At 67.6% G+C, this 16,150-nt stretch carries 13 protein-coding genes, 1 tRNA gene and 1 riboswitch; of the genes, 7 read left to right on the top strand and 7 right to left on the bottom strand.

Annotated elements, in window-relative coordinates; genetic code table 11:
* The first annotated feature begins 3 nt into the window (after positions 1 to 3).
* Positions 4 to 1,209 carry a DNA polymerase III subunit delta' gene (locus tag JZ792_RS34530; RefSeq protein ID WP_216917101.1) on the top strand — a complete coding sequence of 402 codons (1,206 nt, stop codon included), beginning with the start codon at positions 4 to 6 and terminating at the stop codon, positions 1,207 to 1,209.
* A gap of 57 nt (positions 1,210 to 1,266) precedes the next feature.
* A tRNA-Thr gene (locus JZ792_RS34525) sits at positions 1,267 to 1,342 on the top strand.
* Positions 1,343 to 1,377: 35 nt separating this feature from the next.
* Here JZ792_RS34525 and JZ792_RS34520 read toward each other — a convergent pair.
* Positions 1,378 to 1,527, bottom strand: coding sequence for a hypothetical protein (locus JZ792_RS34520; RefSeq protein WP_216917100.1), 150 nt, complete (start codon positions 1,525 to 1,527; stop codon positions 1,378 to 1,380).
* Between the two features lie 249 nt (positions 1,528 to 1,776).
* Between JZ792_RS34520 and JZ792_RS34515 the strand changes: the two genes are divergently transcribed.
* Positions 1,777 to 2,550, top strand: a complete 774-nt coding sequence (locus JZ792_RS34515; protein WP_216917099.1) for an ATP-grasp domain-containing protein — start codon at positions 1,777 to 1,779, stop codon at positions 2,548 to 2,550.
* A 16-nt stretch (positions 2,551 to 2,566) separates the two neighbouring features.
* Here JZ792_RS34515 and JZ792_RS34510 read toward each other — a convergent pair whose 3' ends face one another.
* The 3 genes from JZ792_RS34510 to JZ792_RS34500 all read right to left on the bottom strand — a co-directional run bounded on the left by JZ792_RS34510 (position 2,567) and on the right by JZ792_RS34500 (position 6,037).
* Positions 2,567 to 3,784 (bottom strand): FAD-dependent oxidoreductase, encoded by a 1,218-nt coding sequence (locus tag JZ792_RS34510; RefSeq protein WP_216917098.1) that lies wholly within the window; start codon positions 3,782 to 3,784, stop codon positions 2,567 to 2,569.
* A 627-nt stretch (positions 3,785 to 4,411) separates the two neighbouring features.
* A complete protein-coding gene (locus JZ792_RS34505; RefSeq protein ID WP_216917097.1) occupies positions 4,412 to 5,467 on the bottom strand; it encodes an alpha/beta fold hydrolase in 1,056 nt (351 codons plus the stop codon).
* Between the two features lie 300 nt (positions 5,468 to 5,767).
* Complete coding sequence (locus tag JZ792_RS34500; protein WP_216917096.1) at positions 5,768 to 6,037, bottom strand: hypothetical protein; 270 nt, start codon at positions 6,035 to 6,037, stop codon at positions 5,768 to 5,770.
* 251 nt (positions 6,038 to 6,288) lie between these two features.
* On the opposite strand from JZ792_RS34500, the gene JZ792_RS34495 reads away from it, so the two are divergent.
* Positions 6,289 to 6,675 (top strand): DUF2752 domain-containing protein, encoded by a 387-nt coding sequence (locus JZ792_RS34495; protein ID WP_254190750.1) that lies wholly within the window; start codon positions 6,289 to 6,291, stop codon positions 6,673 to 6,675.
* Between the two features lie 32 nt (positions 6,676 to 6,707).
* Positions 6,708 to 6,896 carry a hypothetical protein gene (locus JZ792_RS34490; protein ID WP_216917094.1) on the top strand — a complete coding sequence of 63 codons (189 nt, stop codon included), beginning with the start codon at positions 6,708 to 6,710 and terminating at the stop codon, positions 6,894 to 6,896.
* A gap of 3 nt (positions 6,897 to 6,899) precedes the next feature.
* Here the strand turns inward: JZ792_RS34490 and JZ792_RS34485 are convergent, their stop codons facing one another.
* The 3 genes from JZ792_RS34485 to JZ792_RS34475 all read right to left on the bottom strand — a co-directional run bounded on the left by JZ792_RS34485 (position 6,900) and on the right by JZ792_RS34475 (position 13,169).
* Positions 6,900 to 8,252: a M1 family metallopeptidase gene (locus JZ792_RS34485; protein ID WP_216917093.1), complete on the bottom strand. Its 1,353-nt coding sequence runs from the start codon at positions 8,250 to 8,252 to the stop codon at positions 6,900 to 6,902.
* Positions 8,252 to 12,547 (bottom strand): Pls/PosA family non-ribosomal peptide synthetase, encoded by a 4,296-nt coding sequence (locus JZ792_RS34480; protein WP_216917092.1) that lies wholly within the window; start codon positions 12,545 to 12,547, stop codon positions 8,252 to 8,254. Before JZ792_RS34480 ends, JZ792_RS34485 begins: the two co-directional genes overlap by 1 nt.
* Positions 12,548 to 12,713: 166 nt before the next feature.
* Positions 12,714 to 13,169, bottom strand: coding sequence for a MarR family winged helix-turn-helix transcriptional regulator (locus JZ792_RS34475; RefSeq protein ID WP_216917091.1), 456 nt, complete (start codon positions 13,167 to 13,169; stop codon positions 12,714 to 12,716).
* Positions 13,170 to 13,267: 98 nt separating this feature from the next.
* On the opposite strand from JZ792_RS34475, the gene JZ792_RS34470 reads away from it, so the two are divergent.
* Together JZ792_RS34470 and JZ792_RS34465 are read left to right on the top strand one after the other, a co-directional pair.
* Positions 13,268 to 14,692, top strand: coding sequence for a DHA2 family efflux MFS transporter permease subunit (locus JZ792_RS34470; protein WP_216917090.1), 1,425 nt, complete (start codon positions 13,268 to 13,270; stop codon positions 14,690 to 14,692).
* 33 nt (positions 14,693 to 14,725) lie between these two features.
* Positions 14,726 to 14,839: riboswitch (SAM riboswitch) on the top strand.
* 47 nt (positions 14,840 to 14,886) lie between these two features.
* A partial coding sequence (locus JZ792_RS34465) for an aminotransferase class V-fold PLP-dependent enzyme (RefSeq protein WP_216917089.1) occupies positions 14,887 to 16,150 on the top strand: 1,264 nt, incomplete at its 3' end.

The following is a 16,150-nucleotide window of genomic DNA, read 5'->3' as shown; positions in this document are numbered from 1 at the left end:
CGCGTGGCGGGTGTCTTCGATCGGTTGGTCGGCCAGGATGCGGTCGAGTCCGAGCTGACGGCTGCCGCGATCGCGGCACGCGCCGGTGTCATCGAGGGGGCGATGACCCATTCGTGGTTGTTCACCGGTCCCCCCGGATCGGGCAGATCCGTTGCCGCGCTGTGCTTCGCCGCCGCGTTGCAGTGCACGGACGCGGGAACTCCCGGATGCGGGCGATGTCATGCCTGCACGACGACGCTGGCGGGCACCCACGGTGACGTGCGCCGGGTCGTTCCCGAAGGGCTGAGTATCCGCACAGCGGAGATGCGCGGCATCGTGCAGATCGCCTCGCGGCGGCCGTCTACCGGCCGCTGGCAGGTTGTTGTCGTCGAGGACGCCGACCGGCTCACCGAAGCGGCGGGAAATGTGCTGTTGAAAGTGGTGGAGGAGCCACCGGATCGCACCGTCTTCCTGCTCTGCGCGCCGTCGGTCGACCCGGAGGACATCTCGATCACCCTGCGTTCGCGCTGTCGGCACGTGCACCTGGTGACTCCGTCGGTGCCCTCGATCGCCAGGGTGCTGCGTGAACGCGATCAACTGGACGCGAAGACCGCCGAATGGGCCGCCTCGATCAGCGGCGGACATGTCGGCCGCGCCCGCCGCCTCGCGACCGACGAGGCAGCGCGTTCGAGCAGAAAACGCGCCTTGGCTCTGGTCGGCGCAGTGTCCCGGCCGGGTGCCGCCTACGCCGCCGCCGACGATCTGGTGAAATCCGCCGATGACGAGGCCAAACAGATGAGCGCGACCCGCGACGACCGCGAGCGGGACGAACTCGCCACCGCCCTCGGCGCGGGCGGCACCGGAAAAGGCTCGGCGAGCGCGACCCGCGGTTCGGCGGGCGTACTGAAAGACCTGGAACGTCGCCAGAAATCACGTGCGACCCGCACTGGCCGCGACGCCCTCGACCGCGCCCTCATCGACGTCGCCGGGTTCTACCGCGACGCGCTCGTCGTCCGATACGGCGCGGCACGCAACGGCTCCGGGGTCGTCCTCACCCACCCCGATCTGTCCGATCAAATCCACGACCTCGCCGACCGGGTCCGCCCCGAAGGTCTGCTCCGCTCCATCGAAGCCGTCCTGAGCTGCCGCGAAGCACTCGACCTCAACGTCAAACCCCGCTTCGCCGTCGCCGCCATGGTCGCCTCGCTGATCGCCGCCCAATCCGGCTGACCACCCGTTTTCGCGATACGGGCACCGAGGCGATAGACTCGCGTGGCCGAAAGGCACGCCGCCTTAGCTCAGTCGGTAGAGCGCTTCACTCGTAATGAAAAGGTCGGGGGTTCGATTCCCCCAGGCGGCTCCATATTTCAGGGATCCACGTACGACGGCATTCCCTCGTTACCGCTTCTGGATCCGGTAACGCCGGAGCAGTGCTGTCAACTTCTCGTAGTCCCGCCCGCTGTTCAACTCGGCCACCGGTTTGTTCGCGCACAACTCATGGTGATCGCCCCACCAGCGCTGGGCTTTTGTCCCGGATCCGATAGCCACCGGGTGCGCCACATATCGTCTCCGGCTCACGAACCGATACCGCGACAGGTATCAAGCGAATGGTTCCAGCTCTGGACGGTTTTTCGTTCGACGAGCCGTGCCGTGCAGTTCGTCAGCCGCCGTCGGTTCGTTCTTTGCGGCGATCCACCGAATTCGGCGGCACTCGCTCGTCGCGCTCGGCCGAGGTCTGGTCGTAAGAGGTCCGAATTCAGCCGGAAATATCCTGTTCGGCGCACGTAGCATCGTGCGATGCGACCGCGCTGGATCATCGATGTCCACGAGGAGTTCCCCGGCTCCGCCATCGTCGCGGCCGCGCTCGATGATGCCCTGATCGTCGAGCCGCATGACGTGATGATGGGTCGTTGGCCGGTCGTCGAGGAGGGCCGCGCGATCGTCGGATACGGCACGATGTTGACGATGACGCGTCTGCGCCGAGTGTTACGACTCGGAGACGCGGTGTTCGACGACTACCCGACGTTGCGGTGCTCGTCCTACTACCGGCACGTCTACGACCTCCTCGGCCGCACCGCTGTCCTCGTGCCGTTCTCGGCGGTTCCACGTCTCCCGTTGCGGCGCATGTTCGGCGGTGACCGGGTCTTCCTCCGGAGCGATACGAACTACAAGCTGTTCCCCGCGGGCGTTCACGCGATCGCGGAGTTGGAGCGTTGGCTTCAGCTCTACGACGGATACCGGGACGAACTCGTCGTCGTGTCCGAGGTGGTGACATTCGAGTGCGAGTATCGCTGCTTCTGCCGCGACGGCCGCTTCGTCTGCGGGAGCTCCTATCCGCTCGAGCCGTATCTCCCCGTCCCGGACCACGTGCGGGTTTTCGCGGAGACCGCGGCGGCGCGCATGCTCGCGCAGGGTTCCACCATGATCACCGTCGATGTCGGCGTCGGCGACGACGGCGTGCTTCGCCTCGTCGAACTCGGCGGCGTGAACAGCTGGGGCGTCTACGGTTCGAACGTCGCCGACTTCATCGCCGCGATGGAAGCGGAGGCACTGGCCCGCGCGGATGCGTGACGAGAGTGCATGGCCCTCATCGGGTGTCGATCGGTGAGAATTTCTCGTTGGCTTCGGCGGACATTCTCGAATGGCTGGTTGCCCGAAGGAAATTCGTCAGTGCCGAGGTCGTGAAACCGGGGGGCAGGAGCCCGGCGGGCTTCATCGTGGACTCGCCGTGGGAGACCTGGAGTGAGGTCACCCAGGAGACGGCGGCGACCTTGCGGCGGCGGGTTCTGCCGTACCAGTTCAGCGCTTCGGGGATGGTGCGCGCGGAGGCCAGTGCGCGGCGCAGGACCATCGTGTCCAGTAGTGCCTGGTTGGTGCCCTGGGCGAGGGTGGGCGGCATCGTGTGGGCGGCATCGCCGAGCAGGGTGAATCGGCCGCGGCCCCATTCGCGCGGTATCGGATGGCGGAAGTGGGGGAAAGGGGACATGCTCAGGTCGTCGTCGGTCAGAGTGGCAAGCACCCGGTCGACCGGCTGGGACCAGCCGGTGAAATGTGACCGGATGGCGTCGATGGGGGAGTCGGGGTGGACGAAATCCGGGGTCCACGGCAGGTCGAACCACCACTGGAGGCTGCCGTTGCCCGCGGGCCACAGGCCGAGGTTGCCACCTTCGCCGATGATGATCACGCCGACGTCGCTGTCGGCGATTTCGGGCAGCTTTATCAGTCCTTGCCAGCTGCACCAGCCGGTCGGTGTCGCCTCCGGTGCGCTCATCGCGGCGCGCACCGTCGAGTGCTGACCGTCCGCGCCGATCAGCAGATCCCCCTCGGCCGATGTGCCGTCCGCGAAATCGACTCGCACGCCCCGGGGAGTGTTGGTCACGTCGACGGCGCGCGCATCGCAGCGGATTCGATCGGGCGGGAAACCGTCCATCAGTCGTTCCAGCAGCACCCGACGGGGAACCATCCGGGTGGGGGCTCCCATCCTGGCGCTCAGTGCCGTCACGTCGATCGCGGCGAGGCGACGTCCGCTAGCGGTCGACACGTGCACCGCCGAAAGAAGCCGACCGGCTCCGGTCATATCGATGCCGAGTTGGGTGAGTACCTTCGCCCCGTTGGGCCAGATGGTCACCGCACCGCCTCCGGCCCGCACAGCGGACGCCCGCTCGAATACGGTCACGTCGTGCCCGTCACGTAGCAATCCTCGGGCGATGGAGATACCGCCGACGCCAGCGCCGATTATCAGCGCCCGATGGGCCGATGGACCGGGGGCAACACTGTTTCGAGCCCTGTCACCTGTGTTCGACATTCACCACCTCAACCGATGTGGGGGCAGTTCGACCGGTTCACCGGGGCCACGAGTGGGGCGCGGGCGGCGCGGACGTAGTCGATCGCCCCGGAGTCATTGCTGAATGATAGCTATGAATATCGGTGTGGAAGAGATTCGCGCCGGTCGCAGTTCGGTCCGGCCGGGTCCTGGAACCGAACGTCATGCTCGCTGACGTGCGGGCTCGAATCAGTCGCGCGCGACATGACATTCCGCCGGTCGCAATGTGGTGAGGCCACGTCCCGGAGACCGAGGGTCATGCTCGGCGACGTGCGGGCCCGAATCGGTCGCTCGCGGCATGACATTCCGTAGGGCGAGCGGGACCGGACACGAGGTCGGTCGGCTCTTCGCTCGACACCCCTCGCACCATAACCCTCTGTATGCTCGAAGATGTTCCGGGTGACCGGAACCGGGATAGTGGCCCGCGAGCCCAACGCGCCCGCTACCCTTCGATCCGGGGGAAGCTCCATCGGATACGTAACCAGGAGCTTCCCCCTTCTCGATGCGGGGAAGTCGCCGTGGAATCGGACCCGGCGAAAATCGGGTCGACCAGGCAAATCTGACCGACCAACCGAAGCTGCTCGAGCAGTAGATGGACGCCGAATCGGCTCAGACGGCGGTGGCGGTCTGCTGGTAACTGCGGGCGACGACCTGTTCCAGTACCGCGTTGAAGCGGTCGGCGGCCTCGATATTGCCGAGATGGCCGGTGGGCCAGACGTGGTAGTCGGCGAGGAAACCGGTGCGGTCGAGCAGTTCGACGATGCGGCGGGACAGACGTTCGGGCAGGAGCAGATCGTTCGAGCCCGCGATGACCGTGGTGGGGACGGTCAGGTGTTCGGCGGAGTCGCCGAGATCGATGTCGAGCAGGGCGACGGCGTGCAGGCCGCGGGTGAGCGGGCGGCAGGACCGGATGACGCTCAGCGCGAACTCGACTTCGTCGGCGGTGGCGTTCTTGGTCATGGCACGGTCCTTGAAGACCGTGTTGGCCAGCCAACCGCCCGGCAGCGGCACGGGGGAGTACAGCATCGTCTCGGCGATGGCCGAGGGCATCCTGACGGTCGCGCCGAGGACGGTCAGCGGGCGGTCCGCGACCGTGAGCGGCTTGTTCAGGACCGGGATCATGTCGGTCTCGTGCCGGATCTCGCTGGCGGCGGTGTTCACGAGGACGACTTCGGAGGCGCGTTCGGCGACCTGCTCGGGGTAGCGGGCGGCCCATGCTTGCAGGGTCATTCCGCCCATGCTGTGGCCGACGAGGACGGCGCGCTTGCCCGCGGGCAGGGCCGCGTCGAGTACGGCGACGAGATCGTCGGCGAGGCTGGCGGGACCCAGCGGGACGCGGCCGAGTTCGCTCTCGCCGTGGCCGCGCTGATCGTAGGCGACGACGCGGTAGCGGTCGGCGAAGGCGTTGATCTGGGGATTCCAGTACTCGATGCTGCAACTCCACCCGTGCACGAGCACGAGGGTCTCGCCGTCGGCGGGGCCGTAGGCGTGCACCCGCAGGCGGGCGCCGTCGGCGGTGGTCACGGGGATGACGTCGTGGGGGACGGTCGGCTTGTTCAGCGACGCGGTGGCGAAGGTGCGGTTGCGCAGCGCAGCACGGTAGGCCGCGGTCAGCGGTTCGCTGCCGCGTAGTCCCGCTAGCGTCTTCATCGACGTGACCAGCATTCGAGCACTCCTTTGTGTCTGCCGTCACCGTACCCTGCAAGCTGGGGTGCTTGCTAGTGCAAGCGCTCGATGGCGGAAATCCTGGCTCGAACGGTCGAATACCCGATATTCGGTACGGCGAACACTGCTTTTCCGAACAAAAGATCTCGGGTACTCGACGGCCCGGCCGCCAGAATCGCACCGCCGGATCCGCGCTGTCGCGGGTGCGGCGGCTTGTACTACCGGTCGACCGTTCGCGCGCGGACAGGAGCTACCGCGGCTTCGTGGTCGGGCGGGTAGGGAGTGTCGTGAGTACGACGATCAGTCGGAGTCGAGAAGTTCGGCGATCATGTCCGGTATGACCAGACAGACCTGATCGTTCGGGTGGAAATCGCCGGGTACGTCGCGTCTGTGCGGCGCTTGGACGAAAACCACGACCGAACTTCCGTCACCCGGGTCTATCTCCACTGCCACCGCGCCTGCGATCTCGCCCTCCTGGGGGGCGTGCCAGTGACCCACATTCCCGAATTCGAGTCTGCGAGCCGAACTGACCCCATATCCGTCGAGCCGAAGAAATTCAGCGGCATCCACGGCCGAAATTTTAGTTCGAGCTGGGAAAACGCGGTATGGAAATGATCATGTTCGCTCGGTATCGAACTGGTCGCGGCCCCATCCGGGCCGCTCGGAGGCCGGAAATCGGTTCGGTGATCGCGGTCGCGGTGGCGGTGATCGGGCCGACGCGGCTACCGTTGTTCCTCGTGGAGAGCACGCATGTCGCACCGGGTGCGGACTCGGGGTCGGGGAGATTTCTGGCGCCGCCAAAGCATCGGGGTTGGCGAGCGATGCCGCTGCCGCTGCTGACGGCGGGTGCGGGTATCGGCGCGCTGGCGCTGCTGCATTTCCGGGACCCGCACGAGGAGGGGGCCTACGGCTACTGCCCGTTCTACGCCCTCACCGGTCTGTACTGCCCGGGCTGCGGTGGTATGCGGGCCGTGCACAACCTGACCGACGGACGGGTTATCGACTCGCTGCACAGCAGTCTGATCGCGATACCGCTGATACTCGCCCTCGCGGTGTGGGTCGGCGTGTGGACGAGGCACGCGTGGCGCGGTCAACGCCTCGTCGTGCCGAAGATGGAACGCAGCACCATGTGGGTACTGCTGTCCGTGATCGCGGTGTATTCGGTCTTCCGCAATACGCCGTGGGGATCCTGGCTCGCGCCGATCTGATTTCGGTGGCTCGCATCGGGCAAGCTTCGAATATGAGCGACACACTCAGGCACCGCGTCCGCGTCAAGTTGTTACGACAACTCGCCGAGGACGGCGTACCCGATTCCGAACACGACGATCCGCGCCGCATCGCGATCGAAACCGATCTGGACACGTTGGCCTCGGTCGCCGAGGACGATCCGCTCATCGAGGAACTCGCCGCCCGCTACCTGGTCTTCTGAATCTCAGCGGGCAGAGCTGGCCTGTCCGCCCAGCGGGGGCAGCGGGGGCAGTACCTCGGCGTGCAGCCAGGTGTCCCAGAGCGGGCGCAGCGGTAGCAGGCTGTAGTGGCCTGCCAGATCGGTGAACTCCTCGGTGGTGACCCAGCCGTGCCGGTAGCGGGCCGCCCATTCGCGCACGAGGTCGAAGAACGCCGCATCCCCGAGTTCCAGACGTAGGGCGTGCAGGGTCAGCGCGCCGCGTTTGTACACGCGGTCGTCGAACATGCGGCGCGGGCCCGGATCGCCGACGATGATGTCCTGCGGCTGGCGGAAGAGGTTGTGGCGCGCCGCTCTGGCCTGCTGATCGGCCGACGCGCCGCCCGAGGCCTCCGACCACAGCCATTCCGCGTAGCAGGCGAAACCCTCGTGCAGCCAGATGTCGCGCCAGCGCCGGATGGTCAGACTGTTGCCGAACCACTGGTGGGCGAGTTCGTGCGCGACGAGTCGTTCCGAACCGCGACGGCCGTCGCAGTGGTTCGCGCCGAAAACCGAGATGCCCTGCGCCTCGATCGGGATCTCCAGTTCGTCGTCGGTGATCACCACCGTGTAGCCGCCGAACGGGTACGGCCCGAATTTCTCGATGAACAGGTCCATCATCGCGGGCTGTCTGGCGAAATCGTGTTCGAAGTTGGCGCGCAACCGCACCGGTGCCACGGCGTGCATGGCGACCGGACTCTGCGCCGAGCCGACCCGGAATTTCCGGTACGGGCCGATCTGGATGGTGGCCAGATAGCTCGCCATCGGTTCGGGCTGCTCGTAGACCCAGGTGGTCTGGCTGGCCTTGGTCTGTTTACCGATGAGGGATCCGTTGGCGAGCGCGTAGTACGGAGTGTCGGTGGTGATCGAAATGCGGTAGCTGGCTTTGGAACTGGGGTGGTCGTCGCACGGAAACCAGGACGCGGCGCCGTTGGGCTGACTGGCGACGAGCGAGCCCTCGGTCAGTTCCTCCCAGCCGACTTCGCCCCACGGTCCGCGCACCGGTTTCGGTGTGCCGCTGTACAGCACGATCAGGGAGAGCACGCCGCCCGCCGGAATGCGCTGCTGCGGTGTGATCACCAGTTTGTTGTGCTGATGAGCGTATTTCGACGCCTTGACGCCGTTGACGAGAACCTTTGTGACGGCGAGCGATTGCGACAGGTCCACGGCGAAACGCGGTCGGACCTCGGTGGTCACCGCGGTGATCTCGGCCCGTCCGGCCAGGCGGTTGCTCGCCACCCGGTAGCTCAGTTCGAGTTCGTACCTGGAGACCCGGTAACCGCGATTGCCGTTCTGGGGTAGGTATTCGTCGATCGGGACGTCGTAGAACTTGCTCGGCATCAGCGAGCCGCTTTCGCTCGGCCCGCTTCCGATTCGGCCTCGGTTTCCGGCGCGCTCGCGATCGCGCCGGGCCAGGGCGAGATGGGATTGCCCCACCAGCGGGTCGACGGCGGCACCACATCGCCGCGCATGACCAGCGAGGCCGGTCCGATGGTCGCGCCCGCGCCGATCACCGCGGCCGGAAGCGCGACGCAGTGCGGGCCGAGAGTGGCTCCAGCGCCCAGGGTGACGGTGTCCATCGCCATGATCCGATCGTGGAAGAGATGGGTCTGCACCACACAGCCGCGCTCCACGGTCGCGCCGTCGCCGAGTGTCACCAGGTCCGCCTCCGGTAGCCAATAGGACTCGCACCATACCCCGCGTCCGATTTTCGCACCGAGTCCACGAAGCCACAGGTTGAGTACGGGTGTACCCGTCGCGGCGCGCGCGAACCACGGTGCGGCGACGGTCTCCACGAAGGTGTCCGCGACCTCGTTACGCCACACGAACGAGCTCCACAGCGGGTGCTCCTCCGCGCGAATACGTCCGACCATCAACCATTTCGCGGCGACCGCGCTGCCACAGGCGACCGCGCCCGCGGCCAACAGCACCACACCGCTGAGCAGAGCGGCGGGCAGATGACCGAGCAACTGCGCCAGCCAGGCCAGGGTGAACAGCACGCCGAGGCCGATGGCGAAGGTCACCAGCACCGGGACGAGTCGGCAGGTCTCCACCACGGCCCGCGCGATCTGTAGACGCAGCGGCGGATCGAAGGTGCGGTCGGAATCGCCGCCTTCGGAGTCGCGGCGCAGCCGGACCGGGGGACTGCCGAGCCAGGACGACCCCGCTTTGGCTTTGGACGGCGCGGCCGACAGGACGGCGACGAGTCCGTTCTTCGGCACCCGCCGTCCCGGGGCGGTCATTCCGGAATTGCCGAGGAACGCGCGTTTGCCGACCTTGGCCTCGCCGATGTGCAGCCATCCGCCGCCGAGTTCGTATCCGGCGATCATGGTGTCGTCGGCGAGGAAGGCGCCGTCGGCGACGGTGGTGAATTTGGGCAGCAGCAGCACGGTCGACACTTCGACACCGCGGCCGATCTTGGCGCCGAGCAGGCGCAGCCACATCGGGGTCAGCAGACTCGCGTAGAGCGGGAAGAGGAATGTCCGGGCCGAATCCAGCAGACGCTCGGTGGACCATGCCTGCCAGCCGGTCCGGCTGCGCACCGGGTGGTAACCCTCGCGCAGTCCGATACTGAACAGCCGCACCGCGACGATCGTCACCGCGGCGTAGACGGCCAGGCTCAGCAACGACGCGACGGGCAGGATGGCGAAGGCGCGGCCGAGACCTTCGGTCAGCGTCGTGGTGTCGCGGATCCACCAGGCGATGAATGCCCCGCCGGAGGCGAGTCCGATGATCGGGACGGCGGCGAGCACCATCGAGGTGATGCCGAAGATCAGCACCCAGTGCGCCGCGCGCGCCGGGGTCTCGTCGGGCCAGCGGTGCTGGGCCTTGCCGACCTTCACCGCGGGCGAGCCACCCCACTCCTGATCGGCCTTGACCTTGCCGGATACCGCGGAGCCGGGCGCGATCTCGGCGTTCTTCCCGATCTTGGTGCCGGGCAGCAGAATCGAGCGCGAACCCACCACCGCGCCGGGGCCGACGGCGATCGGACCGATATGGACCAGGTCGCCGTCGATCCAATAGCCCGACAGATCGACCTCGGGTTCGACACTGCACCCGTTGCCGAGTTCCAGCATTCCGGTGACCGGTGGCAGCGTGTGCAGGTCGACGCGTTTGCCGATCTTCGCGCCGAGCGCCCGGGCGAAGGGCACCATCCACGGTGCGCCGGAAAGATTCTCGGCGCCACTGGCCTCCGACAGTCGCACCGCCGTCCACAGTCGCAGGTGCACGTGACCGCCGCGCGGGTAGCTGCCCGGTTTCACATCGTCGAGCAGGAGCCTGGCGCCGAGGGCGCACAGTGCCATCCGGCCGGGCGGGGAGATGAAGAGCAGGAAGGCGATCAGCGCCCACCACCACGACAGGTGCGGCAGCCACGGCAACGAACCCGACCACGCGGCGATATTGCCGACGATGGCGAGCCAGGTGAGCCACTGCAAACCGGTGAGGGTGGTCAGCGGAATGGTCGCGAGCACCTGGAACACCTGGGCGGGCAGCGGGGTGGGCCGCACGATGCGTTCTTCCGCGGCGACGACGGGTGCGCTGTCGTCGAGGAAATCGGCGAGCGCCCCGAGGCGCGGATGGTCGTAGAGTTCGGCCACGGTGATGTGCGGATAGCGTTCGCGCAGCGCGGCGACCAGTTGCGCGGCGGCCAGCGAGCCGCCGCCCACGTCGAAGAAATCGATATCGGGGGTGGTGACCTCCGCGCCGAGCAGCGCGTCCCACAGACCGGCGACCCACAGTGCGGTCTCGCTGAGTCCGGCTTCGGCCTCGATGTCCTTCTGTTTGGGCAGTGGCCACGGCAGCGCGTCGCGATCGACCTTGCCGGAGGTGCGCGTCGGCAGTTCGGCGACGACGGCCAGTCGCGGCACCAGCGGGGCCGGAAGCTGTTCGCCGAGACGCTCGCGCGCGGCTTTCAGGTCGTAGTCGCTGTCCGGGCCGGTCAGGTAGCCGACCAGGATCTTGTTGCCCGCCTTGGTACTTCGGATCGCCGCCGCCGCACCGGTGACGCCGGGCAGATGTTGCAGCGCGTTGTCGATCTCGCCGAGTTCGATACGGCGGCCGCCGATCTTGATCTGGTCGTCGGCGCGCCCGAGGAAGACCAGTCCGGCGCTGTCGTTACGGACCAGGTCACCGCTGCGGTAGGCGCGTTCCCAGCCCAGCGACGGCAGCGGAGCGTATTTCTCGGCATCCTTGGCCGGGTCGAGATATCGCGCCAGGCCGACACCGCCGATGACCAGCTCGCCCGATTCGCCCTCGGCCACCGGATTACCCGCCGGATCGACCACGGTGAGATCCCACCCGTCGAGCGGCAGGCCGATACGCACCGGCCAGGAGCCGTCGAGCAGTGCCGCGCAGGCGACGACGGTCGCCTCGGTGGGGCCGTAGGTATTCCACACCTCGCGCGCCGAATCCGCTTTCCCGGCAAGGCGTTCGGCGAGTTCCGGTGGCACGGCCTCGCCGCCGAAGATCAGCAGCCGGACCGGATCGAGCGCCTCGGCGGGCCAGGTCGCGGCCAGCGTCGGGACGGTGGAGACGATGCTGATCTCCCGGCGCACCAGCCACGGCCCGAGATCGGCGCCGGTGCGGACCAGCGCGCGCGGGGCCGGGACCAGGCACGCGCCGTGCCGCCAGGCCAGCCACATCTCCTCGCACGAGGCGTCGAAGGCGACCGACAAGCCCGCGAGCACACGGTCGCCGGGGCCGATGGGGGCCTCGCGCAAAAAGAGTTCCGCCTCGGCGTCGACGAAGGCGGCGGCGTTGCGGTGCGTCACCGCGACGCCCTTCGGGGTGCCGGTGGAACCGGAGGTGAAGATGATCCAGGCGTCGTCGGAGGCATCGGGAAGTGCGGTGCGAACCTCCGTCGCGGTTCGTTCGGCTCCGGCCGACTGTGCGTGTCCCGAGTCCGACGCGGTTGTGGATGGTTCGGACTTCGCGAATCCGGGTCCGGTCGATTCCGGGACGACCGGACCCGATGTGGGCTGTTCGGGCGTGGCCGGTTCGAATCCCGATGCGGTCGCGGCCGTCGCGTGGATGGTCGGTTCGGGTGCGACTTCGGCCTGCGCGGCTGATTCGGGCGCGACGGAGTTCGACTCTGTTCCGGCACACCATGTCGCACCCGGTTGCTCGACCGACGTGTTCGCGGTGGACTCCCGCTCGACCGACGTATCCGCGGCGGAGGCCGGCGAGACCGTGTTCGCGGCGGGAACGGATTCGATGCCGTTCGCTGTGACGACGGCGGTGACCTTCGCTTCGCCGAAGACCAGGCGGGCTCGCTCGTCCGGGTCGTCCGCGTCGACGGGGACGTAGGCCGCGCCGGCGTGCAGGACGGCGAGGATGGTCACGTAGAGCTCGTGGGTGCCCGACGGCATGCGGACGCCGACGCGGTCGCCCGCGCTCACTCCCGCCGCGCCGAGACGCGCGACGAGTACGTCGATCTCGGCGAGGAGTTCGGCGTAGCCGAGGACTACCTCGCCGTCGTCGATGGCGGGCGCGTCGGGGTAATCGATCGCGGTGGCGGCGAGTATGTCGACCAGGGTGCGCGCGGGTGCGGCGAGGCTGCCACGTGACAACGGATCGGGAATCGCCCCGGTGTCCTGGCTCTCACTCGCCGTGGCGTCGATCTGCGGCTGCAGCATGACGTCCTGACCACCTCTCATCGACCTGCCTAGCTCTTCACCCTTGGTTGTTTCACAAGAGGGTTACCAGAGGGCAAACGCCACGGTGACCGAGTGTCCACGGTACTCGGGGTATCGCCTGGTTCGTGCGCCCGGACACGGTGGTTCGCGCGGCACCCCAGCGGCTCTACCGGGCGGAATGCCGGTTTCGGTCGCTCAGCGACGGGTCCTCACCGAGCGCTTTGAGGGCGAGGCGATGCAGTGTCCGTTGCTCCTCGTCGTCGAGTCGGCCCAGTACGCGCTTGGCGGCGGCCTCGATCATGTCGTCGGTGCGACGGCGTTCGGCCCGCCCGGCCTTGGTGACCGTCAGTCGGTATTTGCGCCGGTCAGCGGCGTCGCGGGTGCGGACGACCAGGCCGTCGCGTTCGAGTCCATCGATCAATCGGACGACTTCGCTGCGGTCGATGCCGAGCGCGGTCGAGACCTGCTGTTGGGACAGTTCGGCGTATTCCTCCAGATAGACCAGCACCCAATGCTCGCGCAACGACATGCCCATCTCCGCGTGCACGGCCTTGTGCAGCTTGCCGAGGGCATAGGTCGGGAACCGGAGCAGGCCGGGCGGATGCGACGGGTCTTCTGACATCCGGAAATTGTATCCATTGTTGATTCAACAAACTGTTGATAATCTCAACAATCTCAGTGATCTACAGATCTCGGATATCGATCGATAACGGAGGATCCATGTCGGATACTCGAACCGCCGCCGTCGCTCCCGTGCTCGAACCCATTCCCGCGAGTGTGTGGCGGGTCGCGGGCGTGGTCGTCTTCGGCGCGGTCATGAGCATGTTGGATACGTCACTGGTCAATATCGGGCTCGACACCATCGCCACGGATCTGGGCGCGACGCTCGACAGCGCGCAATGGATCGCCAGCGGATATCTGCTCGCGCTCGCGGTCACGCTTCCGCTGTGCGGGTGGCTCGGTCGGCGCGTGGCGATGGACCGGCTGTGGATGGGCGCGTTGACCGCGTTCACCGTGATGTCGGGGCTGTGCGCGCTCGCGCCGAGCATGGGCTGGCTCATCGCCCTGCGAATCGGGCAGGGGTTGGCGGCCGGTTTGCTGGTACCCGCCGGTCAGGCGATGATCGGGCGGGTGGCCGGTCCGCATCGGCTCGGCAGGGTGATGAGCGTCGTCGGTATCGCGGTGGTCTCGGCTCCCGCGATCGGCCCGACCGTCGGCGGGTTGATGCTGGCGCATCTGGACTGGCAGTGGCTGTTCCTGATCAATATTCCGTTCGGCGTGGTGGCCTTCGTGCTTGCCCGGCGGTCGCTGCCGCGTGTGCCCGCGTCGGATGTGACGGCGAGTTTCGATATCGCAGGATTCGCGCTGATCGCGCTCGGACTCTCGGCGCTCGTCTACGGACTGAGCGAATTCGGCGGTCGCGGTGGACTTTCCGCGCCGACGGTGTGGGTTTCCCTGGTGGTGGGAGCGCTCGCACTCGGCGGTTTCGTGCTGCGCGCGGTGCGTGCGCGGCAGGCGAGTCTGCTCGACATCACGATGTTCCGCAGTCCGGTTTTCGCGGCGGCCACCGTCGCCCACTTCTTCGGCGGGATGTCGCTGTTCGGGTCGATGCTGTTGCTGCCGTTGTACTTTCAGAATCTGCACGAGAAGGGTCTGGTGGCGACCGGTCTGTTGCTGCTGTCGTTCGGGATCGGCGGCGTCGTCATCCTGCCGATCGGCGGTCGCCTGACCGATCGGTACGGCGGCGGCGCCGTCGCGGCGGTCGGCGGACTGCTACTCGTCGCGGTGTCGCTGCCTTTCGTATTCGGCGACGCCTCGATGAATCCCGTTGTCATCCAAGTACTTCTACTGCTTCGAGGGATCGCGACGGGGTTGACCGGGGTGCCGATCGTCGCCTCGGCCTACGCCGCGGTACGGGCCGAACAGTTGCCGGACGCGGCCTCGGTGGTGAACATCCTCCAGCGCATGGGCGGATCCATCGGCGCCGCTCTGCTCGCGGTGGTGCTGTACCGGGCGACGGTCGCGGGTGACGGCGTCGAGGTGGGTTTCCAGCGGGCGTTCCTGTGTCTCACGCTCGCCGCGGTCGTGTCCTCCGTCACCTCGTTGGTGTTGTGGCGCGAAGAGTCATCGGAATGTCGTGGTTGACAGGGCGGTGCTGCTTCTGCCAACCTCGATCCAGGTCATGAGTACCAGCGTCAAGCCCCGGCTAGCTGGTCGGCAACCCTCCTCCGCGGCGGGGTGCTCCGGGTGACGACCGGGCCGTCGCCCGACCGGGTGCGGCAAGCGCGGACTCGAACGATCTCCTGATTGCGAGTCCCCTCGGCCGATGGGATTTTGTGATGACTTCTGTGGCGAACCAGACCTGTGCCCCGCTCGCGCGGGTGTCCGGCGACGATCTCCAGGTGCCGCTCGTCCAGGGCGGAACCACCACCTACGCGAATTTCGACTACGCGGCGAGCGCCCCCGCGCTGGCCCGGGTCACCGATCGGGTGCAGCAGTTGCTGCCGTACTACGCCAGCGTGCACCGGGGCGCGGGTTATGCCTCCCGGATCTCCACCGAATGCTACGAATCGGCGCGCGGATCGGTGAGCCGGTTCTTCGATGCCGAGGACGACCAGGTCGTGGTCTTCACCCGCAACACCACCGATTCGCTCAATCTGCTGGCCGGATGCGTGCCGGGCGACACCGTCGTGCTCGATACCGAACATCACGCCAACTTCCTGCCGTGGACCAGGAACGGACGTCGTGTGGTTCGGGCCGCCGACACCGTCGAGGAGACCATCGCGCTGCTCGTCGCCGAATTGTGTGCCAGGCCCGCCGCGTTGCTCGCCGTCACCGGTGCCTCGAACGTCACCGGTGAAGTGTTGCCGATCGAGCGGCTCGCCGAGGTGGCCCACCGATGTGGCGCGCGCATCCTGGTCGACGCGGCGCAGCTGGCCCCGCACCGTCGGATCAGTCTGCGCGACAGTGGAGTCGATTACCTGGCCTGCTCCGGTCACAAGCTCTACGCGCCGTTCGGCACGGGCGTTCTCGTCGGCCGTCGCGACTGGCTCGACGCCGCCGAGCCGTATCTCGCGGGCGGCGGCGCGGTGCGCGAGGTGGCTGTGGATTCGGCGGAATGGGCTCCCGCGCCGCAGCGTCACGAGGCGGGTTCGCCGAATGTGCTCGGCGCGGCCGCGATCGCCGCCGCCTGCGAGGCGCTGTGCGATATCGACGCCGAAACCCTCGCCGATCACGAACATCGTCTCGCCGAGCGGCTGCGCGAGGGCCTGTCCGCCGTCCCCGGCGTGGAACTACTGCGCCTGTGGTCCGACAGCCCCGATTCGGTCGGCATCGTCGCCTTCACCCTCGACGGCTTCGAGCCCGGCCACGTCGCCGCCTACCTTTCCGCCGAACACGGGATCGGCGTCCGCGACGGCCGCTTCTGCGCCCACCCACTGCTCGCCCGTCTCGGTCTCGACGGCGCGCTGCGCGCCAGCGTCGGCCTCGGCACCAGCTCGGCGGATATCGAGCGACTCATCGAGGCTGTCGCCACGCTCGTCGACAGGGGCACGGGCTGGGATTACGCCCGAACCGGCGCGCACTGGAACCCCACCCCCGAAA

The sequence above is a fragment of the Nocardia noduli genome (assembly GCF_019038455.1).
Classification (GTDB): Bacteria; Actinomycetota; Actinomycetes; order Mycobacteriales; family Mycobacteriaceae; genus Nocardia; species Nocardia noduli.
The sequence above is the reverse complement of the archived record's forward strand: the minus strand, read 5'-3'. Positions and strand labels throughout refer to the sequence as shown.

What these genes read in the sequence shown, in the direction of transcription:
- JZ792_RS34510 (WP_216917098.1), bottom strand. Translation starts at nt 3,784, where the DNA reads ATGTCGAACACAGGTGACAGGGCTCGAAACAGTGTTGCCCCCGGTCCA.
- JZ792_RS34490 (WP_216917094.1), top strand. Translation starts at nt 6,708, where the DNA reads ATGAGCGACACACTCAGGCACCGCGTCCGCGTCAAGTTGTTACGACAA.
- JZ792_RS34515 (WP_216917099.1), top strand. Translation starts at nt 1,777, where the DNA reads ATGCGACCGCGCTGGATCATCGATGTCCACGAGGAGTTCCCCGGCTCC.
- JZ792_RS34470 (WP_216917090.1), top strand. Translation starts at nt 13,268, where the DNA reads ATGTCGGATACTCGAACCGCCGCCGTCGCTCCCGTGCTCGAACCCATT.
- JZ792_RS34495 (WP_254190750.1), top strand. Translation starts at nt 6,289, where the DNA reads ATGCCGCTGCCGCTGCTGACGGCGGGTGCGGGTATCGGCGCGCTGGCG.
- JZ792_RS34505 (WP_216917097.1), bottom strand. Translation starts at nt 5,467, where the DNA reads ATGCTGGTCACGTCGATGAAGACGCTAGCGGGACTACGCGGCAGCGAA.
- JZ792_RS34475 (WP_216917091.1), bottom strand. Translation starts at nt 13,169, where the DNA reads ATGTCAGAAGACCCGTCGCATCCGCCCGGCCTGCTCCGGTTCCCGACC.
- JZ792_RS34480 (WP_216917092.1), bottom strand. Translation starts at nt 12,547, where the DNA reads ATGCTGCAGCCGCAGATCGACGCCACGGCGAGTGAGAGCCAGGACACC.
- JZ792_RS34485 (WP_216917093.1), bottom strand. Translation starts at nt 8,252, where the DNA reads ATGCCGAGCAAGTTCTACGACGTCCCGATCGACGAATACCTACCCCAG.